At 66.3% G+C, this 20,683-nt stretch carries 20 protein-coding genes; 8 read left to right on the top strand and 12 right to left on the bottom strand.

The window, feature by feature from the left end:
* Positions 1-64: 64 nt before the first annotated feature.
* The gene (locus ASC83_RS16590) at positions 65-346 is read right to left on the bottom strand and encodes a DUF427 domain-containing protein (protein WP_056064826.1); all 282 of its coding nucleotides are present in this window, start codon (positions 344-346) and stop codon (positions 65-67) included.
* 317 nt (positions 347-663) lie between these two features.
* Here ASC83_RS16590 and ASC83_RS16585 point away from each other — a divergent pair, with 317 nt between their 5' ends.
* Both ASC83_RS16585 and gshA read left to right on the top strand, forming a co-directional pair.
* The gene (locus ASC83_RS16585) at positions 664-1,572 is read left to right on the top strand and encodes an SDR family oxidoreductase (RefSeq protein ID WP_056064824.1); all 909 of its coding nucleotides are present in this window, start codon (positions 664-666) and stop codon (positions 1,570-1,572) included.
* A 71-nt stretch (positions 1,573-1,643) separates the two neighbouring features.
* The gene (gene gshA, locus ASC83_RS16580) at positions 1,644-3,170 is read left to right on the top strand and encodes a glutamate--cysteine ligase (RefSeq protein WP_056064821.1); all 1,527 of its coding nucleotides are present in this window, start codon (positions 1,644-1,646) and stop codon (positions 3,168-3,170) included.
* Positions 3,171-3,264: 94 nt separating this feature from the next.
* Here gshA and ASC83_RS16575 read toward each other — a convergent pair whose 3' ends face one another.
* Together ASC83_RS16575 and ASC83_RS16570 are read right to left on the bottom strand one after the other, a co-directional pair.
* A complete protein-coding gene (locus ASC83_RS16575) occupies positions 3,265-3,435 on the bottom strand; it encodes an oxidoreductase-like domain-containing protein (RefSeq protein ID WP_056065177.1) in 171 nt (56 codons plus the stop codon).
* Positions 3,436-3,491: 56 nt separating this feature from the next.
* Positions 3,492-3,743: a hypothetical protein gene (locus ASC83_RS16570; protein ID WP_056064818.1), complete on the bottom strand. Its 252-nt coding sequence runs from the start codon at positions 3,741-3,743 to the stop codon at positions 3,492-3,494.
* A 94-nt stretch (positions 3,744-3,837) separates the two neighbouring features.
* On the opposite strand from ASC83_RS16570, the gene ylqF reads away from it, so the two are divergent.
* Both ylqF and ASC83_RS16560 read left to right on the top strand, forming a co-directional pair.
* Positions 3,838-4,809 (top strand): ribosome biogenesis GTPase YlqF, encoded by a 972-nt coding sequence (ylqF, locus tag ASC83_RS16565; protein WP_056064815.1) that lies wholly within the window; start codon positions 3,838-3,840, stop codon positions 4,807-4,809.
* 190 nt (positions 4,810-4,999) lie between these two features.
* Complete coding sequence (locus ASC83_RS16560; protein WP_056064812.1) at positions 5,000-7,276, top strand: bifunctional diguanylate cyclase/phosphodiesterase; 2,277 nt, start codon at positions 5,000-5,002, stop codon at positions 7,274-7,276.
* Positions 7,277-7,418: 142 nt separating this feature from the next.
* On the opposite strand, the gene ASC83_RS24170 is transcribed toward ASC83_RS16560, so the two are convergent.
* Together ASC83_RS24170 and ASC83_RS16555 are read right to left on the bottom strand one after the other, a co-directional pair.
* Positions 7,419-7,562, bottom strand: a complete 144-nt coding sequence (locus ASC83_RS24170) for a hypothetical protein (RefSeq protein WP_167514358.1) — start codon at positions 7,560-7,562, stop codon at positions 7,419-7,421.
* An 80-nt stretch (positions 7,563-7,642) separates the two neighbouring features.
* Complete coding sequence (locus ASC83_RS16555; RefSeq protein ID WP_056064809.1) at positions 7,643-8,932, bottom strand: MFS transporter; 1,290 nt, start codon at positions 8,930-8,932, stop codon at positions 7,643-7,645.
* A 307-nt stretch (positions 8,933-9,239) separates the two neighbouring features.
* Here ASC83_RS16555 and ASC83_RS16550 point away from each other — a divergent pair, with 307 nt between their 5' ends.
* Positions 9,240-10,262: an OmpA family protein gene (locus ASC83_RS16550; RefSeq protein ID WP_099730758.1), complete on the top strand. Its 1,023-nt coding sequence runs from the start codon at positions 9,240-9,242 to the stop codon at positions 10,260-10,262.
* Between the two features lie 384 nt (positions 10,263-10,646).
* On the opposite strand, the gene ASC83_RS16545 is transcribed toward ASC83_RS16550, so the two are convergent.
* Positions 10,647-13,775 carry a polymer-forming cytoskeletal protein gene (locus tag ASC83_RS16545; RefSeq protein ID WP_056064806.1) on the bottom strand — a complete coding sequence of 1,043 codons (3,129 nt, stop codon included), beginning with the start codon at positions 13,773-13,775 and terminating at the stop codon, positions 10,647-10,649.
* Positions 13,776-13,880: 105 nt separating this feature from the next.
* Between ASC83_RS16545 and ASC83_RS16540 the strand changes: the two genes are divergently transcribed.
* Complete coding sequence (locus tag ASC83_RS16540) at positions 13,881-14,816, top strand: succinylglutamate desuccinylase/aspartoacylase family protein (RefSeq protein WP_056064804.1); 936 nt, start codon at positions 13,881-13,883, stop codon at positions 14,814-14,816.
* A 42-nt stretch (positions 14,817-14,858) separates the two neighbouring features.
* Here ASC83_RS16540 and ASC83_RS16535 read toward each other — a convergent pair whose 3' ends face one another.
* The 3 genes from ASC83_RS16535 to ASC83_RS16525 all read right to left on the bottom strand — a co-directional run bounded on the left by ASC83_RS16535 (position 14,859) and on the right by ASC83_RS16525 (position 16,968).
* The gene (locus tag ASC83_RS16535) at positions 14,859-15,074 is read right to left on the bottom strand and encodes a hypothetical protein (RefSeq protein ID WP_056064801.1); all 216 of its coding nucleotides are present in this window, start codon (positions 15,072-15,074) and stop codon (positions 14,859-14,861) included.
* Between the two features lie 128 nt (positions 15,075-15,202).
* Complete coding sequence (locus ASC83_RS16530; RefSeq protein ID WP_082522485.1) at positions 15,203-16,132, bottom strand: DMT family transporter; 930 nt, start codon at positions 16,130-16,132, stop codon at positions 15,203-15,205.
* Positions 16,133-16,344: 212 nt separating this feature from the next.
* Positions 16,345-16,968, bottom strand: coding sequence for a hypothetical protein (locus ASC83_RS16525; protein WP_156379532.1), 624 nt, complete (start codon positions 16,966-16,968; stop codon positions 16,345-16,347).
* Positions 16,969-17,064: 96 nt separating this feature from the next.
* Here ASC83_RS16525 and ASC83_RS16520 point away from each other — a divergent pair, with 96 nt between their 5' ends.
* A complete protein-coding gene (locus tag ASC83_RS16520) occupies positions 17,065-17,655 on the top strand; it encodes an NAD(P)H-dependent oxidoreductase (RefSeq protein WP_056064796.1) in 591 nt (196 codons plus the stop codon).
* Positions 17,656-17,689: 34 nt separating this feature from the next.
* Here the strand turns inward: ASC83_RS16520 and ASC83_RS16515 are convergent, their stop codons facing one another.
* The gene (locus ASC83_RS16515; protein ID WP_056064793.1) at positions 17,690-18,640 is read right to left on the bottom strand and encodes a nitronate monooxygenase family protein; all 951 of its coding nucleotides are present in this window, start codon (positions 18,638-18,640) and stop codon (positions 17,690-17,692) included.
* A gap of 70 nt (positions 18,641-18,710) precedes the next feature.
* Positions 18,711-19,499, bottom strand: a complete 789-nt coding sequence (locus ASC83_RS16510) for a pseudouridine synthase (RefSeq protein ID WP_156379531.1) — start codon at positions 19,497-19,499, stop codon at positions 18,711-18,713.
* Between the two features lie 270 nt (positions 19,500-19,769).
* On the opposite strand from ASC83_RS16510, the gene ASC83_RS16505 reads away from it, so the two are divergent.
* The gene (locus ASC83_RS16505) at positions 19,770-20,105 is read left to right on the top strand and encodes an ankyrin repeat domain-containing protein (protein ID WP_056064787.1); all 336 of its coding nucleotides are present in this window, start codon (positions 19,770-19,772) and stop codon (positions 20,103-20,105) included.
* 81 nt (positions 20,106-20,186) lie between these two features.
* Here ASC83_RS16505 and ASC83_RS16500 read toward each other — a convergent pair whose 3' ends face one another.
* Complete coding sequence (locus tag ASC83_RS16500; RefSeq protein WP_056064786.1) at positions 20,187-20,666, bottom strand: TerB family tellurite resistance protein; 480 nt, start codon at positions 20,664-20,666, stop codon at positions 20,187-20,189.
* Positions 20,667-20,683: the final 17 nt, after the last annotated feature.

The following is a 20,683-nucleotide window of genomic DNA, read 5'->3' as shown; positions in this document are numbered from 1 at the left end:
AACTTATCCACACGATTGTCCAGTGCGCGCAGGGATAACCTGCGCAGGGTGCTGGCAGGCCGCTTCAGGCCGTGACCTTCACACCCTTCCAGAACGCGACGCGGCCCTTGATCTCGGCGGCCTCGGGCTTGGGGTCGGCATAGAACCACGCAGCGTCGGTGTTCATCTCGCCGTTGACCAGCAGCGACAGGTAGCTGGCCTGGCCCTTCCAGGCGCAGGTGGTCTTGTGGTTGCTGAACGTGAAGTAGTCGCGGTGCAGCGCGCTTTCGGGAAAGTAGTGATTGCCTTCCACCACCACGGTGTCGTCGCTCTCGGCAACTACCACGCCGTTCCAGATTGCTTTCATGGGAGATCCTTGGGTAAAAATGGCCGATAGCGCCCGTGTTACATGCGCCAATAGCTATCAAAAAATGAGTGCAGGAGGGCTGCGCCGGCCGCTACCCCGGGGCTGGCGCAGGCACCCATTATTCCCAATGTGCCGCGTGGGCGTGCGCGGTGCTCGGCCAGCGCGGGGGGAGGTAGTGGAGGGGCCAGTCGCCTGTGCAACCTGCACGGGCCGCGCTGTGGCTTACAGTGCAGCGCGCGGCGCCAGCCCATTCGGGCAGGTGCCAGAGGTTTTTATTCCACTGACTGATTGACCAAGACAACAGGAGAACCTTCACCATGGGTATTGATTTCCAAGGCCGCGTGGCCATCGTGACGGGCGCGGGCGGCGGCCTGGGCCGCCAGCATGCTCTGGCGCTGGCCAAGCGCGGCGCCAAGGTGCTGGTCAACGACCTGGGCGGCGCGGTGGACGGCAGCGGCGGTACCGTGGGTGCGGCGCAGGCCGTGGTCGATGAGATTCGCGCTGCGGGCGGCGAGGCGCTGGCCAATGGCGCGTCGGTCACCGACTTTGCGGCGGTCGAGGCCATGGTGCAGCAGGCCATCGACGCCTGGGGCCGGGTGGACATCCTGGTCAACAACGCCGGCATCCTGCGCGACAAGTCGTTCGCCAAGATGAGCATGGATGACTTCCGCCTGGTGGTGGATGTGCACCTGATGGGCGCCGCCAACTGCTGCAAGGCCGCGTGGCCGCACATGGTGGCCCAGCAATACGGCCGCATCGTGATGACCACTTCGTCCACCGGCCTGTATGGCAACTTTGGCCAGGCCAACTATGGCGCAGCCAAGCTGGCCCAGGTGGGGCTGATGCAGACCCTGGCCATCGAGGGCGCCAAGTACAACATCCATGTGAACGCCCTGGCCCCCACGGCCGCCACGCGCATGACCGAGGGCCTGATGCCCCAGGAAGTGCTGGACGCCTTGAAGCCTGAGGCCGTGGTGCCCGCCATGCTGGTGCTGGCGCACGAAAGCGCGCCCACGCGCACCGTCCTGTGTGCCGGTGCGGGCACGTTCGAAGCCGCCCACATCACCCTCACGCAGGGTATCCATCTGGGCATTGGCGCCGATGTGCCCGAGCAACTGGCCGCCCGCCTGGCCGAGGTGACGGAGCGGGCGGGCGAGCAAGTACCACAAAGTGGCGCAGCGCAGGGAACCAACGAGGTTGGACGCGCTTTGGCCGCAAGGGCTTGACACCCCTCTGGGCGGGCTAGCGCTCAACGTGCTAAGTTCCGGGCCGACAGAAGTTGGATCGGTATAAACATATGAGCAAACTGCACGAGAGACTGGCCGCCTACCCGGCGGACGCCCTGGGGGGGATTCGCCGTGGCATCGAAAAGGAAGGGCTGCGCGTGCTGCCCACCGGCGGCCTGGCCCTCACACCCCACCCGCTGGCGTTGGGCTCGGCCCTCACACATCCCCTGATCACCACGGACTACAGCGAATCGCAGCTGGAGCTGATCACTGGCGCCCACAAGGGCGTGCAGCAGTGCCTGGATGAGCTGACCGAGGTGCACCAGTTCGTGCACCACACCCTGAAGGACAGCGGCGGCGAGCTGCTGTGGGCCTCCAGCATGCCCTGCGGCCTGCCCACGGACGAGACCATTCCCATCGGCCGCTACGGCAGCTCCAACGTGGGCCGCGCCAAGAGCGTGTACCGCATGGGCCTGGGCCACCGCTATGGCCGGCGCATGCAGACCATTTCGGGCATTCACTACAACTGGTCGCTGCCGGGCGTGGACAGCGAGCAGTATTTCGCGCTGATTCGCAACTTCCGGCGCCACGCGTTTGTGCTGCTGTACCTGTTTGGCGCCTCACCCGCCTTGTGCCCCTGTTTTGTGGAGGGGCGCGAGCACCGCCTGGAGCGCATGGAGGGCGGCAGCGCGCTGTACCTGCCCCACGCCACATCGCTGCGCATGGGCCGCCTGGGCTACCAGAGCGACGCGCAAGCCACGCTGGCAGTGAGCTACAACGGTCTCACGGGCTACGCCAACTCGCTGCACGAGGCATTGACCAAGCCATACCCCGCCTACGAAACCGTGGGCGTGCGCAACCCCGGCGGTGACTACAACCAGCTCGGCACCAGCCTGCTGCAGATCGAAAACGAGTTCTACGGCACCATCCGCCCTAAGCGCACGGTGCGCACGGGCGAGCGCCCGCTGCATGCCCTGCGCGAGCGCGGGGTCGAATACGTCGAAGTGCGCCTGATGGACCTGGACCCGTTCGTGCCCGTGGGCATCACCGCACCCACCATGCGCCTGCTCGACGTTTTTTTGCTGCACTGCTTGCTGTCCGACAGCCCGCCCGACACGCCCGCAGAAATTGCCGAACTCAAGCAGAACCAGCACCTCACCGCCGAGCGGGGCCGCGAGCCCGGCCTGCGCCTGTCGCGCAACGGCCAGAGCGTGCCGCTGACCGAGTGGGGCACTGAAGTGCTGGCCGCTTGCGAGCCCTTGGCCGCTGCGCTGGATGCCACCCACGGCACCAACGACTACAGCGTTGCACTGCGCGATGCCCGCGCACTGATGGCTGCGCCCGAGCGCACACCATCGGCCCGCGTGCTGGACAGCATGGCGCGCGAGCACCAGCACCACTTTGAAGCCTTTGCACGGCAGCAGTCCATCGCCGCCCGCGACGCACTGCTGGCCCTGCCCTGGACGGCCGGGCAGCAGGCGCGCTACCTGGCGATGGCCGACGAGTCGATTGCCGCGCAAAAGGCCATCGAAGCTGCAGACACGCTCCCGTTTGAAGAATGGCGCGAGCAGTACATGGCGGTGGAGCAGCTGGGCTGAGGGTGCAACCGTGCCGAGTGGCATGAGTTTGCTATTAATTTGGTAGCTGCCTGGGCATATCGCACTGGCGCTACCAGCCCAAACGGCTTCAAAATCAGCCTTGCAGCTGCAGCAGTGCCTCTTGCCGCCAGTATTCGGCGGCGTCCAGGAATCCTTCCCACACGCAGCCATTGCAGCCGCGCCCACAGCAGGTGGTGGGCTCGGGCGGCGGGTTGCGCAGCGTGATGCCCGCAGTGGCCGCGCGTTGCTGCAGCGCCGCGAACATGGCTTGCGCCGTGGCGCCGTCCACCGCCGGTGCCGGGGCCGTCCACTCCGGCAAGGTCACGGCTGGCGGCGCCCCGCCTTGGCGCGGCGCAGGCCGTACTGCACGCCGAATGCTATGCCCAGCACCAGCGCAAACCAGCCCACCAGCGCCGCCTGGGTCATGAGGTCGCGCACGCTGCTGGAGCGGGCGACATAGGGCGCCAGCAAGATGACCAGGCCGATAAGGGCCAGGGTCACGCCCTTGAACAGCAGCTCCTTGTCGGCCTTGGTGGCATTGGCTTTGCGCGAGTTGTCGAGAGGGGCTGGCATGGAGGTCAAATAGCGCGGTGGCGTGGTGCAAGTGGGACCGCGATTATCCTTGCCACCCTCAGAACCTGTTGAATCAAGAAGAAAGTACCCCCGCATGGCCATCCAGTGGTTCCCCGGTCACATGCACCTGACCCGCAAAGCCATCACCGAACGCATCAAGGACATTGACGTGGTGATCGAGGTGCTGGACGCGCGCCTGCCCGGCTCCAGCGCCAACCCGCTGCTGGCCGAGATCACGGGCCACAAGCCCACGCTCAAGGTGCTCAACAAGCAGGACGTGGCCGACCCCGAGCGCACCGCGCTGTGGGTGGACTGGTACAACGCCCAGAGCGACACGCGCGCCGTGCCGCTGGATGCGTCTGACCCCGCCCCTGCGCGCAAGCTCATCGACGCCTGCCATCTGCTGTCTCCCAACCGCGGGGGCATGGCCAAGCCCATGCGGGTGCTCATCTGCGGCGTGCCCAACGTGGGCAAGTCCACGCTGATCAACACCTTGACCAACAAGCGCCATGCCAAGACGGGCGACGAGGCGGGCATCACCAAGCTGGAGCAGCGCATCACCCTGGCCGACGACTTCTACCTGTGGGACACGCCGGGCATGCTGTGGCCGCGCATTGTGGTGCCCGAAAGTGGCTACAACCTGGCCGCCAGCGGCGCCGTGGGCCGCAATGCCTACGACGAGGAAATGGTGGCGCTGGAGCTGCTGCGCCGCCTGCAAAAACACTACGCCCCCTTGCTGGAGTCCCGCTACAAGCTGGGCCTGCCTGCGGGTGCCGTGGCCACGATGCACGACGAGGAACTGCTCGCAGCCATCGGCAAGAAGCGCGGCGCCATGCTGGGTGGCGGCAAGGTCAACCTGCAAAAGACGGCCGAGATTGTGATGACGGACTTTCGCACCGCCATCCTGGGCCGCATCACGCTGGAAACGCCTGCCGAGTTTGAAGCCTGGCGTGCTGCAGGCCTGGCCGAAGACGCCAAGCGCCAGGCCAAGAAAGACGCGCGTGCCAAGGCCAAGGGCAAGGGCTCTGGCGTGCGCGAGCCTGCGCCGGACAGCGACGCGGACTGATTGATCAGGCCTGCGCTTGCGGGCATGTAGGCTGCGGCGGCCATTTTGGGCCGAAGCTGGCGACGGTTCTTGGTGACACCGATGCAGATGCCGATGGATGGGCGCCGCAGCCACTCCTGCGGCGTTTTGTTCATAGGCGTTTTCTATGCCTGCGGTTACGATGGTTTCCTCCCCCGTAATTCCCGTCGCCATGGCCGAAGCCCCCGTTGTTCCGCTGCCAGACCACGAAGACGCTACAACGCGCCACCTGGTGCGCGTAGCGGGTTGGTCCGTGATGTTGCTGGGTTTTGTCATCGGCTTTCTGCTGCTGTGGGACCAGCCCGTGCAGCCAGTGCGCGTGGCGCTCAACTTTGTCGCTGGCTGCATTGGCGGCACGGCACTTCTGCTGGCCCGCTGGCGGCGGTGGACGCTGGCCACCTATCTGCTGGTGTGGGGCGTGTGGGTATCGGTGTCGCTGGTGGCGGCTCGCAATGGCGGCGTGAACGGCCCCAACCTGCTGAACTACCCCGTGATCATTGTGCTGGCCGGATGGCTGCTGGGCGCGCGTGCCACGCTAACGCTTGTGGGGCTCACGGCTCTGCTGTTCCTGGGTTTCATCTGGGCGGACGTTCAGGGGTTGCTCAAGCCCGTTCAGGTGGCCAACCGCGTGGCGGGTGCTGTGTACCTTGCAGGCATTCTGGTGCTGACCGCTGCAGCCACGCTGCTGTCGCGCCGCAACTACATGAGCCGGGTGCGTGAGGCCCAGCAGACTGCGGCCAACCTCGCGGCCAGCGAGGCGTCGCTGCGCAAGCTGTTGCGGGCAGTGGAGCAAAGTCCAGAGGCCATCGTCATCACCGATCTGCGCGAGGACATCGAGTACGTCAACGAAGCCTTTGTGCGCCGCACGGGCTACGCGCGCGACGAGGTGGTGGGCCGCGCCTCGGCAGACTATTCCAGCAACGGCCTGGCGCCCGCGCAGCGCGAGGGCCTGCGCACCACACTGGCGCGCGGTGACAGCTGGGCAGGCGAACAGGTCAACTACCGCAAGGACGGGCAGGAATTGATCGAGTCTGTAGTGGTGGCCCCCATCCGCCAGACCGACGGCCGCGTGAGCCACTATGTGGAGCTCAAGCAGGACATCACCGAACGCAAGCGCGCTGCCGATGAAATTCACCGCCTCGCGCATTTCGACGGCCTCACCAGCCTGCCCAACCGGTCCACCCTGATGGAGCGGCTGCACGTGTTGCGCGGGCGTGCAGGTCGCCCGCCTTCCACCCAGCATGCCTTGCTGCTGCTGGACCTGGACCGGTTCACCACTTTCAACGATGCGCGCGGCAGCGAGATGGGGGACCGACTGCTCTGTGCCGTGGCGCTGCGGCTGTCCGAGATCCTGCCGCCCCAAGACCTGCTGGTGCGCGTGGCGGGCGATGAGTTTGCCGTGGTGCTGCATGGCCTGGGGGTGGATGCCTCGCTGGCGGGCCGGCATGCGCTGGCCTTTGCCGAAAAACTGCAGGCCGCCTTGCTGCGCCCCTTGCGTCTGGAGGGCGATGCGCAGGACGCCCAACTGGGCGCCAGCGTGGGTATCACCCTGTACCCCCAAACGTCGGACGACGGTGCACACGATGCGCTGCGGCGCGCGGGCACCGCCCTGCACCGCGCCAAGCAGGCCGGGGGCGGACGGGCTGCGTTTTTTGAGCAGGGCATGGGCGAGGCCGCCGAGCAGCGCTTTCGGGTGGAGCGCGAACTGCGCCATGCCATTGGCGCAGGCGAGCTGCGGCTGCACCTGCAGTCGCAGGTGGATGTGTCGGGCCAGGTCACGGGTGCCGAGGTGCTGGTGCGCTGGCAGCATCCGCGTGACGGCCTGGTGGCGCCGGGCGTGTTCATTCCGGTGGCCGAGGAGTCCGACCTCATCGTCAGCCTGGGCGAGTGGGTGCTGGCCCATGCCTGTGCGCTGCTGGCGCAGCCGGTGTTCCGCGAGCGGCGGTTGCGGCTCTCGGTCAACCTCAGCGCGCGGCAGTTCCGGCAGGCGGGTTTTGTGGGGCAACTGCGGGCAGTGCTGGCTGCCACGGGGGCCGACCCCCGGCTGCTGACGCTGGAGGTGACCGAAGGCCTGGTGATCGACGACTTTGATGATGCGGTGGCCAAGATGCGCGCCCTGGCCGCGCTGGGCGTGGACATGTCGCTGGACGACTTTGGCACCGGCTACTCATCGCTGGCCTACCTCAAGCGCCTGCCCATCCAGGAGATCAAGATCGACCGGTCGTTTGTGCACGAGGCCCCCACCAATGCCGACGATGGCGTGCTGGTCGAAGGCATCTTGTCGGTGGCACGGCACTTCGGACTGCGCGTGGTGGCCGAGGGGGTGGAGACCCAGGCCCAGGCCGACTTCCTGCGCCAGCGCGCCCCGGATATCGTGTACCAGGGCTACCTGTTTGGCCGGCCAGAGCCCGATGCACAGTGGCTGGCGCGGTGGGCCCAGCCTGCCTGAGCCCTGCGGCGGCGAGCGCCGAATGAAGGGCTGCCTGATGCGGAATTTCAAACAAAAATAGCTGCAGGCGCTTATGCAATATGCGCCTGAAGCTATTGTTTTGGTAGCGTATTCGCCGGGGCAGGCGGAGTGCTGGTGTGACCTATTTGTTTTTGTCTTTGCCCTTGGGCATGACGGTGGTCATCGGCGGCATGGGCCGGTCCGATGCGCTGTGTTCCTTGGGCGGCGAGGTGTCCTTTTTGGGTTTCTTCGCCATCTTGTTGCTGCGCTGTTCGCCTTTGGCCATGGGGCCTCCTTGAAAGGTCTCGGGATGGGACCGTGCGAGGATGGTACGTCACAAATTACGCCGCTGGCAGCTGCCGGGGGCTACGCGCCCGCGCCTTCTTCTGTAGCCTGCCGCACACCATCACCCAGCGCCCGCACAGCCAGCCGCTGGTCGTAAGCCAGTGCCAGCGCGTTCAGCACGGCAATGCCAATGCCCAGCGCGCAGGTGGCGCCCCATCCGCCCCACAGCCAGGCCACCGACCCCATCGCCGAGCCCGTGGCCGCACCCACAAAGTAGCTGGTCATGTACACCGCGTTCAGCCGCGCGCGGGCGGTGGGGGCCAGCCGGTAGATCACGTTCTGGTTGCTGATGTGCACGCCCTGCAGCGCCAGGTCGGCCACCAGCATGCCCACCACAAACCACACCAGGCTGCTGGCGCCCAGCCACAGCGCGCCCCAGCCCAGCAGCAGCAAACCTACCGATGCGGCGGTGGCCACCTGCGCCTGCCCACGGTCAGCCATGCGGCCTGCCACATTGGCCATGAGTGCACCGGCCACGCCCGCCAGCCCCACCAGCCCAATGCCGGCGTCGCCCAGTCGGTGTGCAGGCCCCGCCAGCAGCAGCGCCATGGTGGAGAACAACACACTGACGGAGGCAAACGACAACCCTCCCAGCAAGGCCCGGCTGCGCAACCGGGGGTGGTGCAAGGCCAGCGTGCCCAGCGACCGCAAGACCTGTCCATACCCCTGTGTCGGTGCTGAGGTCGTATTGCGTGACATCGGCATCACCCACCACAGCGCCAACGCCACGGCCACCATGGCGACGCCCGCCACCCGGTACACCAGCGTCCAGCCGCCCACCTCCGACAGCAGCCCTGCCACACTGCGCGCCGCCAGAATCCCGGTCAGCAGCCCGCTCATCACCAGCCCCACGGCCCGGCCGCTGCGGCCCGGCGCAGCCAGGGTGGCTGCCAGCGGCACCAGCACCTGCGCCGCCACCGAAAACAGGCCGGTGAGCAGCGTGCCCAGCGCCAGCATGGCGTAGTTGTGCGCAAACCCGCTGGTAAACAGTCCCAGAGCGGCCAGCAGCATCAGTGTGGTGATAAGCCGCCGCCGCTCCAGCAGGTCGCCCAGCGGCACCAACAGCAGCAGCCCTGCCGCGTACGCCACCTGCGCCAGCGTCACGATGAGCGCCGCCGACGCGTCCCGCACTTGCAGCTGCGTGGCAATGGAGTGCAGCAGCGGCTGGTTGAAGTAGTTGCTGCCCGCACACAGGCCGCAGGCCACGGCCATGAGCAAGAGCACCGGCGTGCTCAGGCCGGAGGCGCTGGGTGGCGGCGCATCTGGATGAGCGGGTGCGCGGGAGCGGGCTGGGCGGTGGGATGAAGTCATGGAGGGTGCAAGTGCGTGCAGGGAACGCATGCAACGCTCATGCCATGAGCCAGTGCATGGGTCTCAATTTCCTGTGGGATCCGGTTCGGCATTGGCGAGTGACATGAACCTTGTGCGAGATGTCCAGCACAAAGCCGGTGTGAAACTGTGATGCATTTCGCGAAAGCAGCGCGCTGCGCCATGGCGTCGCATGAAGGCTGGGTGGCCTGCAGCCAGGTGCTCGCCTATGATGGATGCGAGCCCGTCGCCTGTCGCAACGCCGGGTGCAGCTCAGTCAGCGATGCGTGTTTTCAACCGGAGATTGCCCATGAGCATGAAGCTGTTTCGTCAGTGGGGCGCATCGCTGTGCCTCGGGTTCCTGGCCTCGGTCAGCGTGTGGCCAACGTTTGCACAGGACCTTGCCGGCGCCAAGGATCACCCCGCCGTGAAGCGTTTTGGTGGTAGCACCATCGTGGGCTACGAGGTGCGCAACTTCGACGCCGTGGAGTTCCAGACTTCCACGTTCAAGGAGTTCGACCTGCAGACCTACAAGCGGCGCTACGTGCAGCCGCCACTTGCTCTGGAAGGCAAGCTCACCCGCCTGTGGTACGAGGCCCCCGGTGCCACGCGGTCGCTGGAGCTGTTTCGCAACTATGCCAACGACCTTACGGCCAGCGGTTTCACGGCGCTGTATGACTCCACCCGTGACAGTGCGGCGGGCAGTTACACCAACTTTTTGGCCAACTTCAGCAGTGGCCAGCGCGACTTCATCAAGAACAACCGCAGCGAATACGTGATGTATGGCGCCGATGCGAGCACCGTGCGCACGGGTACCTTCCAGAAGGGCAACACTACCGTGCGCCTGATCTCCATCGACTGGCCTAAGGAAGACGCTACGTACAAATCCAGGCAGGGCGCCTACATCGCAGTGGACATCCTGGAAACCAAAGCCATGGAGCAGAACATGGTGGTGGTCAGTGCATCGGACATCAGCAAGTCCATCACGGCCAATGGCAAGGTCGCCATCTACGGCATCCTGTTCGACACTGGCAAGGCCGACGTGAAGCCCGAGTCCAAACCCTCGCTGGAGCAGATCGCCGCCTTCCTGAAGGCCGAGCCCACTGTCAAGCTGCATGTAGTGGGCCATACCGATAGCGTGGGCAGTTTCGATAGCAACCTGGCGCTGTCCAAGCGCCGCGCCGACGCAGTGGCCGCCGTGCTGGCCAAGGACTACGGCATTGCGGCCAATCGCCTGGTGGGCAATGGCGTCGCGTCGCTCGCACCTGTAGCCAGCAACAACAGCGATGAGGGCAAGGCCAAGAACCGGCGCGTGGAGCTGGTGCCGCAGTGAGATTTTGTCGCTGATGCATGCAGCTGGGTTGGGCTCCTTCAACCTAACCTGGGCACTGCACTTGTCGGTGCCCGCTCATCCAATGTCACGCCTTCGCCGCGTGGGCAGAACATCTGCATGAGACTTCTTGTGGCCGGATTGGGCTTGGGCATTGCGGTGGCATCGACAGGCTGCCAACCGCGAGTTGTGGAGTCTTATGACTTCGGCGTTCAGATCGCCAGGCCCGCTTTTGCGACAGAAGAGGACGTCAAGAATCTGGCCAACGCAGCATGTGGACGCGGGCGGGAAGCAGTGTTCCAGCGCTTTCACGCGCGTGGTCGGTATGTGTTTTCCTGCAGATCAAAATGAGAGTCTTGTGTGGCTACCGTGGGCAGACTTGCTCTGCTACCACCGCACCGGCCCCACCTCATCCCGCCAGAATATCCACCGCCGCGTCTCCACATACAGTGACGTGCTGATGGAGTAGGGGTCCATGCCCGCCTCGCTGCGCTGCAGCCGCACCAGGTAGCCGCCATAGCTGGCCGCCCACAGGGTTTCTCCATCGGGGGATGCCTCGACAGCGCTGATCGTGCTGCCGATATGGTGGCGCCACAGGGCTTGTCCCTCGTCGCTGATGGCATGCAGGTAGCCGTCCGCATCGCCCAGGATCACCAGGCCCGGCAAGGTGACAGAGGCGTACACGCGGCAGCGTTCGTCCAGTGGTGGGGTGTCCTCATCGGTCCCTTCCGGCGTTGCCGCCCCGATGGGGATCGAGCAGGTACTGCCCCAATACAGATGGCATGAGTTGGCAAACAGGCGTGTGCCGTCGTGCGAGAACACCGCGTGGTGGGGGTAAGACGATAGGGGCTCGTGCTCCGCCGCCACAGCGCCGTGCGCGTCCAGCAGGATGTGGCAGCTGTCCTGGTCACCCACGGCGATGTGACGCTCATCAGGCGACAGGGCCATGTGCAGCATGTCCAGCGCCAGCACAGTGACGGTTTCACCATCGACCTCCTCATCCATCTGGTTCTTGGGCCAGGTGTAGGGGCCATCTTCTTCAAACGTCTGCGGGTGCAGGCGTTGCACTGGGCTGTCGGCACCTCGGTTTGCGGGGTGCAGAAGATACACCCCTGTGGGGTTGCGCAGCAGCACGCGAAGGCCGTCGTTGAAGGGAATGATTTCATCGCAGCGCTGCCCGAGCGGGCCTGCCGACGCCTGCACCTGCGGGGGCAGGCCTTCGTTGCCGCGCGGCAGGGCAAATTGCGCAATCACGGGGCCATTCCATCCGTGGTGGGTGGTGATGTGCAGGCCGTCGCATTGGGCAAAGCACCGGCGATCGGGCGAGCGGCCCAGGCCCTGGATGGCGGGCAGGGGCGTGTGCTCTGTGCCATGCAGCAACACCCAGCGGGCGTCGTCGTCATGGGCCGCGCCGATGCGGGCGACCACACGGTCATCGTCCAGCACAAACACGGGGCCGACGAATTGGCCGGCCTGGGCGGCACGCGCCACATAGGCATCCGGGGCAAAGGCAAAGCGCTGGCGAAACCGCGTGGCAAGCTCTTCGTCGGCCCAGTGGCTCACCACGCGCGCCAGTTGCAGCACGGTGGGCGCATCGGCCTTGCGCGGGTCTTCGGGCAGGGCGTTGTCGTGTTTTTCTGCTCCGTTGTCCTCATCGCCGCCACCGGCTGTTGCCGAGTCCTCGGCGCGGTGGGCATCGTTGGCCAGCTGGTGCGCGCGGATGGCCGCCACGTAGGCTTGCCCATCGGCCTGCCACTGCTCCGACAGCGTCATGAGTTCGACGGGAAACACGGCCGCATCGGGCAGGTCGGGCGGCAAGGGTGGGGTGGCCAGCAGTTGCACGGCGGCTTCGATGCGGCGGGCCTCGGCCTGCTGGGCCTGCGCCTCTTCGTGCCGTGCGCGGATGCGGGCCTGCACCAGACCGTGAAAGCGCAGCAGGCGGGCAATGTGGTCGGCGGCGCAGCGGGGCAGGGGGGCGCGGCTGTCGCTTTGGCGCTGGGTGTGGCTGAACTCGACCGCAGCAGGCCCTTCGCGCGCCTCGTCCACGTCGATCTGGTAGGCGCTGTGGGCGTTGTCTTCGTCGTCGCCCGGCGCGTCATCACCGTTGCGCCAGCTGTACTTGAGCGCGCGGCCCCAGGGTTCGCCGTCGTGCATGCAGGGCTGGCGCGCCCCCACCCAGACCTCGCCCTCCCAGTAGCCGTTGCGGTCGCTGTCCCACCAGTCGTTGTACTGCTCGGTGAACACGGGCAGGCTGGTGAAGGCCTCGATGTGCTCTGCCGTCAACGTGGCCTGCAGGCGCTGGTAGAGCGGGTAGCGTGCGCGGTGCTGGCCCACGGCTTTGCGCACGTAGTTCAGCACACCGCGCCAGGCGTGTTCGCAGGCCTTCCAGGCGTCGGGGTCGTGACCGGGTTCCGTGGGGGGGGCCAGCACCTGCCAGTCCCCAGGCTCGCCCTGTGCGTAGCGGCGGTACAGCAGCGTGCGCTGCGCTACCGTGGGGGCAGCATGGCGCCACAGCTTGGTGGCCACACGCTCCATCCAATTGCGGGGCGCGGGCACCTGCTCCACCGACAGGTAGAAGTCCCAGGTTTTCCACACCGTGATGAAAACGTTGTCGTCGCGCGCGTCGCCTTCTTCGTCCACATGCCGTTGGCACAGCGAAAAATCAGTCTGCTGGAACCAGCCGTAGGCTTTGTGTTCCTTGTGCGCGATCACTGGCGTGTGTACCACGGCCAGGATGTTGTCGATGCTGATGGTGTTGTCGGCGCACAGGTCGTCGGCCACAGGCTGGTCGGCGTGGATGTCTGCGCTGCTGCGCACCGCGCTCTGGCCTGCCCGCACGGCGGCCAGCACCTGGCGGCGGCTGATCATGGCGGCCAGGCCGTCTTCGCCGGCGTCCACGCCCTCGTGGAATTCGGGGGCGAACACGGCACCCACGATCTCGGCCGAGAACTCCGCACGGTGCGTCACACCGCGCACCTCGTCCAGCAAAAACTCCACCTGCTCGGGGCCTTCGATGTGCAGGTGGTATTCGTCGGTGAACAGCGCGACCCGGGTCTGCAGCCCACCACGCACGCGCAGCTCGCCATGGTTGTAGTGGCCCCAAAGCAGGTCATGCACCTGCAGCGCACCTTGCAAACACACCAGCTGTCCGCCGATCACGGCGTTCTGCACATGCAGGTTGCCGTTGACGACCAGGTGCGTCGTGCCATCGGTGTCGGCGCTGGTCAAGGCGCCGTCGATGCGCAGGTCTCCATCCACCACGATCACAAAGGGCGCACGGGGTACGGAGGCCTCATTGGGGCCGTCGGGTTGCTCTTGCAGCCATTGGCGCAGCGGGCTGCCCTGGGCCAGGGGGGCGTCGAGGTGCAGCGCAGGCCAGTGCGCGTCGCCTGTGATCCATAGCGCGGTTTCATCGGCCAGGGCCTCAGGGTCCTGCGCCAGACGCTCTGCCATCCAGCAGTCGGGGGGAATGCGGTGGGCCAGATCGGCCAGTGGGCAAAGTCGGGCAGTGGGCATGGGCAGGGACACAGGAGGGACTCAACCGGCGGGCATCGTACACCGCGCCCAGCAATGATCCGGCTTTGCGCAGACAATGATGTGTCATCTTATTAATTCATTGCCATGACGCAGAACCCCCCCGTTTTTGAAGTCCTCCCCCGCGACCTCTCTGCCTACCGCCAAGGCAATGTCGGCATCGACTATGTGCACCGCTTTGAGTCGGGCAAGCCTGGCCCCCACGTGCTCATCAACGCCCTCACGCATGGCAACGAGATCTGCGGCATGGTGGCGGCCACCCACCTGCTGGACACGGGTGTGCGACCCCTCATCGGCACGCTGACCGTCAGCTTTGCGAATGTGGCCGCCTACGAATCGTTTGACCAGAGCCGCCCGTTCGAGAGCCGCCAGCTGGTGCACAACCTCAACCGCATCTGGTCGGCGGCCGAGTTGGACGGCACGGCCGACAGCCCCGAGCTGCAGCGTGCCCGCATCCTGCGCCCCGTGGTGGCTGCGGCTGATCACATCCTCGACATCCACTCCACCAGCCAAGACGTGCAGCCGTTCTGGGTGTACCCAGCCTACCCGCGCAATGCGGAGGTGGCGCTGGCCATCGGCCGCCCGCCGGTGCACCTGGTGATGCCCAGCGGCCTGGGTTCGGGCACGCCGCTCATCCAGCACGGTCGCCACGGGCAGGCCGAGGGAGATGGGGTGGCGCTGGTGGTGGAATGTGGCCAGCACTTCCGCCAATCGGCGGCCGACATGGCCACGGCGGTGGCGCTGGACTTTCTGGCGCACTTTGGCCTCATCGCACCGGTGGCCGACCGGCCCACGCCAGCCGAGCAGCGCCGCTACGAGCTGCTGGAGACCTGCATGGTGCGCACGTCGGACTTCCGCTTCACAAAGCCCGTGCAAGGGTTTGAGGTGTTTGCCAAGGGTGACCTCATCGCCACCGATGGGCCGCACGAGATCCGCGCGCTGTGCGACGACTGCACCATCCTCATGCCCACCCGCGAGCCCATCGTGGGCCGCGAGGCGGTGTACCTCACACGGCCGATCTGATACGGATCGGGCGGCAGGGAGGTCCGGGCGTGGGCGCCCGGGCTATTTCTTGAAACGGATCTTGCCGTCCTTGACGTACTGGTTGAACTGGTCGGGAGGTAGTGCCGCAGACCCGACGATGTCTTCTTCGACCGACCAGCTCAGCGTGGTGCTGTCCGCGCTGGTGGTCACCTCGATCGGGCCCTCGGGGATGGCGATCGGGGCGCCGTCGCCCGGGGTGTAGGTCACGTGGCCGTGGACGGTGGCGTGTTGTGTCATGGCGATTTCCTTGCGGCAGTGCCGCTGTGTTCATCGCTTCATTACAGGGTGAACTGCCTGACTGCCGTGTCAGCGCATGCCGCGCCGGAGCGACGGTAAGTGGCCGGTTTCGCACCGGTTCGCGCCGGTCAGGGTGGCACCACTGCCTGCGTGCGCTCCTGGCGCACCAGGTACAGGCCGCTGCCAATGATGATGGCGCCGCCCAGCAGCGTGCTGTAGCCTGGGACCGTCTGCCACAGCACCCAATCCAGCCCCATGCCCCAGGCCAGCGCCGTGTATTCAAATGGCGCCACCACGGAAGCCTGCCCGTGGCGAAAGGCTTCGGTGATCGCCAGCTGGCCTGCAAACCCTGTGATGGCGAGCCCTGCCACCAGTGGCCAATGCACCTGCGCCACGCCCACCCAATGCGGCCAGGCCAGCGCGCCGGCACCCAGTGCCAGCAGCGTGGTGGTCCAGAACACCAGGCTGGCACTGGAGTCGGTGCGGGTGAGCATGCGCCCCGTGATGGCCGACACCGCATAGCAGGTGGCTGCCGCCAGCACGGCCAGTGCGCCCAGGGTAAAGAACGCCTCCTGATTGGGTCGCAGAGCCACCAGCACGCCCACCATGCCCAGCGCAATGGCGACCCAGTGGGCAGCGCGCACCTTCTCGCGCAGCACCACGGTGGACAGCGCAGTGATGAGCAGCGGCGCAATGAAGAACAGTGTGTAGGCCTCGGCCAGTGCCAGTTCACGGATGGCAAATGCAAACAGTGCCAGCATGGCCACATTGAGTCCGCCACGCAGCAAGTGCAGGGGCCAGCGCACCTTCAGCAACCGTGGCACCTCGCCACGCCACAGCGCATAGAGCGCCACCAGCGGCAGCGCAGCCCAGCCCCGCAGCGCCGCGACCTGCATGGCGGGATAGTGGGCGCTCAGCGTCTTGAGCAGCGCATCCATCAGCGAAAAGAAACCCACCGCAGCCACCATGGCGATGATGCCCCGCAGGTTGCTGGACGGTGCAGCCTGTATGGGCGGGGCGGGCGATGCGGAGGACTGGGAGGGGGCGTTTTCAGCCATGGGGATGCTTTAGGTTTTGCAGAGCGTGCGCCACGGCCGACACGGCGTTGGGTGCGGAAGGTGGCTCACAGCTGCCGAATAGGGAAGGCATTGCGGGAGTGCGTCGGTGCCATGGCGGCCGCCGCGCAGAGCAGGGGCAAAAAGTGTAGCGCAGGGGATGGCTGTGAGTTGCCGCGGAACGCAGCCCCGCTTGTATTGCGTGGCGGTCTGCTTCAGGGTGTGCGCCCATCGACTGAAACACCCGGCAGTGCCCCCAGCCGACCACGGTGGATGATGGGGCAGTTGAGCACCACCCGCGTTATCTGCAGCGTGATCTGGCCTTTGTCCTGGGCGTCCAGCACTTCTTCCTCGGACCGCAGGGTGCGAGCCTGCGTGGCATCGACCCAGGTGACCTGAACCAGTTGCCACAACGGGCTGTAAGCCGTGTAGGCATTTGCAGGCCCCACAGGGCGGGGAGCGGATGCAAACACGCTGGCCTGCTCGAAGTTGGTGGTGCCGTAGACGCGATCGGTCGCCCCCAGGCGCTGCATGCGCCGCATGCCAGAGGATGTGGATGCCTGCGGGTCGGGCAGGGCGTTGGCCAGCAGCGGCGCGTAGTTCGCATGCTTGGCGCGGGCCATGTCGGCATCGGATGCATCGGTGGTCACATAGAGGACCTCTTGCCCCTCGAACCAGCCACGAAGCAACGGCAGGTGTGCCTTCTCAGGGGGATCGATGGGGGCTGGCGCCGTGCCGCACGCCGCGAGGGCGATCAGGACCACTGCCGAAGTAGCCATTCGCAGCCGGGACTGCAGGAACTGCGGGGACAACGTGGTGCAACGGAGAATGGTGCGCATGGTCGGGTCCAGGATCGTGGAATGTTGCGGGAAGGCGTAGAGTCAGACGATAGTGCTTGCAGGCTTTCCGCATCGATGTGGATGAGGAGAACGAACATGGACCCCATGCGCATTCTGTTGATCCAGGGACACCCAGATGCCCTAGCGCCCCACTTGTGCCACGCCTTGTCCCAGGCCTACGCCGAAGGGGCCATGGCGGCGGGCCATGTGGTGAGGCTGGTGGATGTGGCCACCATTGATTTTGCCCTGCTGCGCAGCCAGCACGAGTGGGAGCTGGGCCTGCTGCCCGCGTCTCTCAAGCCTGCGCAGGCTGACATCGGCTGGGCGCAGCACATCGTGCTGTTCTTTCCGCTGTGGCTGGGCGACATGCCAGCCTTGCTCAAGGGTTTTCTGGAGCAGGTGGCAAGGCCCGGTTTTGCCTTCAACCCCGAAGGCAGCAACCCCTTTGGGCGCAAGGGGCTCACCGGGCGCAGTGCGCGGGTGGTGGTCACGATGGGCATGCCAGCGCTTGTCTATCGCTGGTACTTCCGTGCACACAGCGTGAAGTCGCTGGAGCGCAATATCCTGGGCTTTGTGGGCGTTGCGCCGGTGCATGAGACGCTGGTGGGCAGCGTGGATCAACTGGGCGAGGGTGGGGTTGCCAAGTGGAAGGCGCGCATGCGCGCGCTGGGGGCCAAGGCGGCGTAGGCCACAGGCGCGGCTGGCCGCACCGCCGTGTTCTTCAGCCAAACGTGCGCGCCATGCCCATGGCACCCATGCGCTGGCTGATGGCAAAAAACTCCGCCACGGTGTCTTCAATGATCTGCTGCGCGGTCTTGACGGAGTCAATCAATCCCGCAGTCTGCCCCGCCAGCGCAGGGGCCGCCTCCATGTCACCGTCAAAGTACACGCGCTGGATGCCTGCAAAGCTGTCGGCGGGCATCAGGCCCGCCTCGTGGATGGCCTGGGTGCGCTGCGACTTGAGCGCGCGGATGCAGGGGCTGGCCTTGGTGTTGAGCATCCAGGTGCCGGTGACGCCCGCATCGACGATCGCGTTCTTGTAGTTGGCGTGCACGGGGCTTTCGGCGCAGCTGACAAACCGTGTGCCCATCTGCACCGCCTCGGCCCCCAGCGCAAAGGCTGCGGCCATGCCGCGCCCGTCACAGATGCCACCTGCCGCCACCAGCGGCACGTCCACCCGTGCGCGGATGGCCTGCAGCAGCACCAGGGTGGAGACCTCTTCGGGGTTCTTGAAGCCGCCGCCTTCACCGCCTTCGACCACCAGGCCGTCAATGCCTGCATCCACACATTTCAGCGCGGCGTCCACCGTGGGCACCGCGTGGTACACGGTGATGCCCGCGTCCTTGAGCGGCGCAATGAACTTGGCCGGGCTACCCGCCGAGGTGGTCGCAAACTTCACGCCCGACGCGCACACAAAGCGCAGCATGGCGTCGTCCTTCAAAAAGCGGATGGGCAGGTTCACGCCAAACGGCAGGCCCAGCGCGCTCATCTTGGTGATCTCGGCCTGGCAATTGGCCGTCTCGCCGGAGGATGTCTCAATAATGCCCAGCCCACCCGCGCGTGACACCGCCGAGGCCAGCTGCGTGCGCGCAATCCAGCCCATGGGCGCCTGGATGATGGGGTAGCGCGCACCGGTGTGGGCAAGGACGCGGTTGGTGGCGGGTGAGGTCATGGGCGGGGTCTCCGGATTTTTTGGGAGCGCCCATTATTTCGACGGGCATGCCGTCGCCGTGTCGCCCGCGTTACGGGGCCGGGTCGGGGGGCTCGTGCCAGGGCAGCTTGGCAAACAGGCGCTGCCAGTCGGCGCATGGCACGGTGGAGTCGTCGGAGGGGGCGTGCCCGCAGTCCCAGTCCGCGGGCCCCGGCCAGCGCAGCCCGCTGTCGAAGGTCATCGCCGCCCCCGTCACAGGGTGCGGCACCGTGAGCTGCCAGGCATGCAGCCACAGCCGCTGCTGGCCCAGCCGCTCGGCCCACCAGCGGTTGAGCGGACCCTTGCCGTGCGTGGCATCGCCAATGATGGGGTGCGCCAGGTGCTTGAGGTGGCGGCGGATCTGGTGGCGCCGCCCCGTGGTCGGGAGGGCCTCGACCAGCGAGGCGCGGGTGGTGGCAAAACGCGCGTCGCTGGCCTCGGGCAATGTGAGCTGCGCCAGCCGCCGAAAGCGCGTGTGGGCGTCCTGCACGGCGGCGTCCGCGGGCGCATCATCGGGTTTCAAGGCATGGTCCACCTCGATGGCCTCAGGTGCCCAGCCGCGCACCATCGCCAGGTAGCGCTTGTGCGTGGCGCCATGCTCGAAGGCTTGCGACAGTGAGCGCGCCGCATCGCTGTGCAGCGCCATCACCAGCACACCGCAGGTGCCCTTGTCGAGCCGGTGCACCGGGAACACATGCCGGCCCAGCTGGTCGCGCAGGGTCTGCATCACAAACCGCGTCTCGCCCGCGTCCAGCCCCGTGCGGTGCACCAGCCAGCCTGCGGGCTTGTACATGGCCACCAAGTGCTCGTCGCGCCAGAGGATGTGCAGGGGAGGGGGCATGGAGGAATGTGTGTGCGCCATCGCGGGCTAGGGATCCTCTGCACGAATCAAGCGGCAAGTGAGCGCAGCGGATCGGGGGGGCTGCAAGGCGCAAAACGCAGCAATAGCCGTAGCTATTGCGAGTATTTGCAACGCAGCAAACCGCCCGAGGCCGCTGATGCACACGGCGCGCTGATTCGTGCAGAGGATTGCTAGGGGAAGGCGCGGATTGTGCCGCACGCGCCGCTGCCTACACTGGCCCCGTTCAACCCTTGCAAAGGATGCCCAGGTATGTCCGCTGGAGACTGGAAAGACATGTACGCCGCCGCCGTGGCGGGCGACCTGGCGCTGGTGCGCCACCACATCAGTGCAGGCGTGAACCCCAACTACCAGCATCCCGAGATCCTTTGCACGCCGTTGGTGGCGAGCCTGATCCACGGCCACCACGAGATCGCTCACTACCTGCTGGCGCATGGGGCTGACCCAGGGCTGCGGTCGGACTTCGACGACATGACCCCGCTGGAGGCCGCCCGCCGCTACCGGCGCACCGAGTTCATCGCCTTGCTACAGGCGCAAGGCGCCAAGGAAGAGCGCAAGCCGTTCTGGTGGCGCTGGTTACCCATTTAGCCCCCCCCCTGGGTTGCTTGGCGTCCTTTCCCCAAGGGACGCCGCCCGTGCGCTGCGGCGCACACCGGGGCCGCGTCCGTCTCAATGGGGCGACTGGCCGGCGTGTGCCGTTTCTTTCGCCCTGAGCTTGGCGCCGATGTACTCGCCGTGCGTCATATGCAGCAGGCCGGCCACCTTGCTGATGGTGTGCATCTCGTTCTCGTCCGGGCGTGCGTCCGCGTAGGCGACCTGCCACATGGCTTCAACGAGCTGGATTTTCTCGTCCTGCGTGAAATGCTCGTTCAGCTGGCTGGTGAAGCGCTGGTAGTCGTAGGCGGTTCTGGAGGTGGCTGCGGCCTGTTCCAGCAGGCGCTGCAGTTCATCGTCACTTAGTGCAAATTGCCGGTGCAGTGCGGTTTGCATCACGCTGCGCTCCGCATCGCCCACCGCCGACTCGGTCCGTACCACCTCCACCAGCAACACGGCGGCTGCCAGTTGCACAGACCGCGCACGGTCTGCGGGAGATGGCGTGGGGTTGAACGGGGTGAGGCTTTCAAGCAGGTCTTTGAGGGCTTGGAACATCGTGTGGTTTGCTGGCT

Source organism: Acidovorax sp. Root402, from assembly GCF_001425125.1.
Taxonomy (GTDB): Bacteria; Pseudomonadota; Gammaproteobacteria; order Burkholderiales; family Burkholderiaceae_C; genus Acidovorax; species Acidovorax delafieldii.
This window is presented reverse-complemented; position numbering and strand designations above follow the sequence as displayed.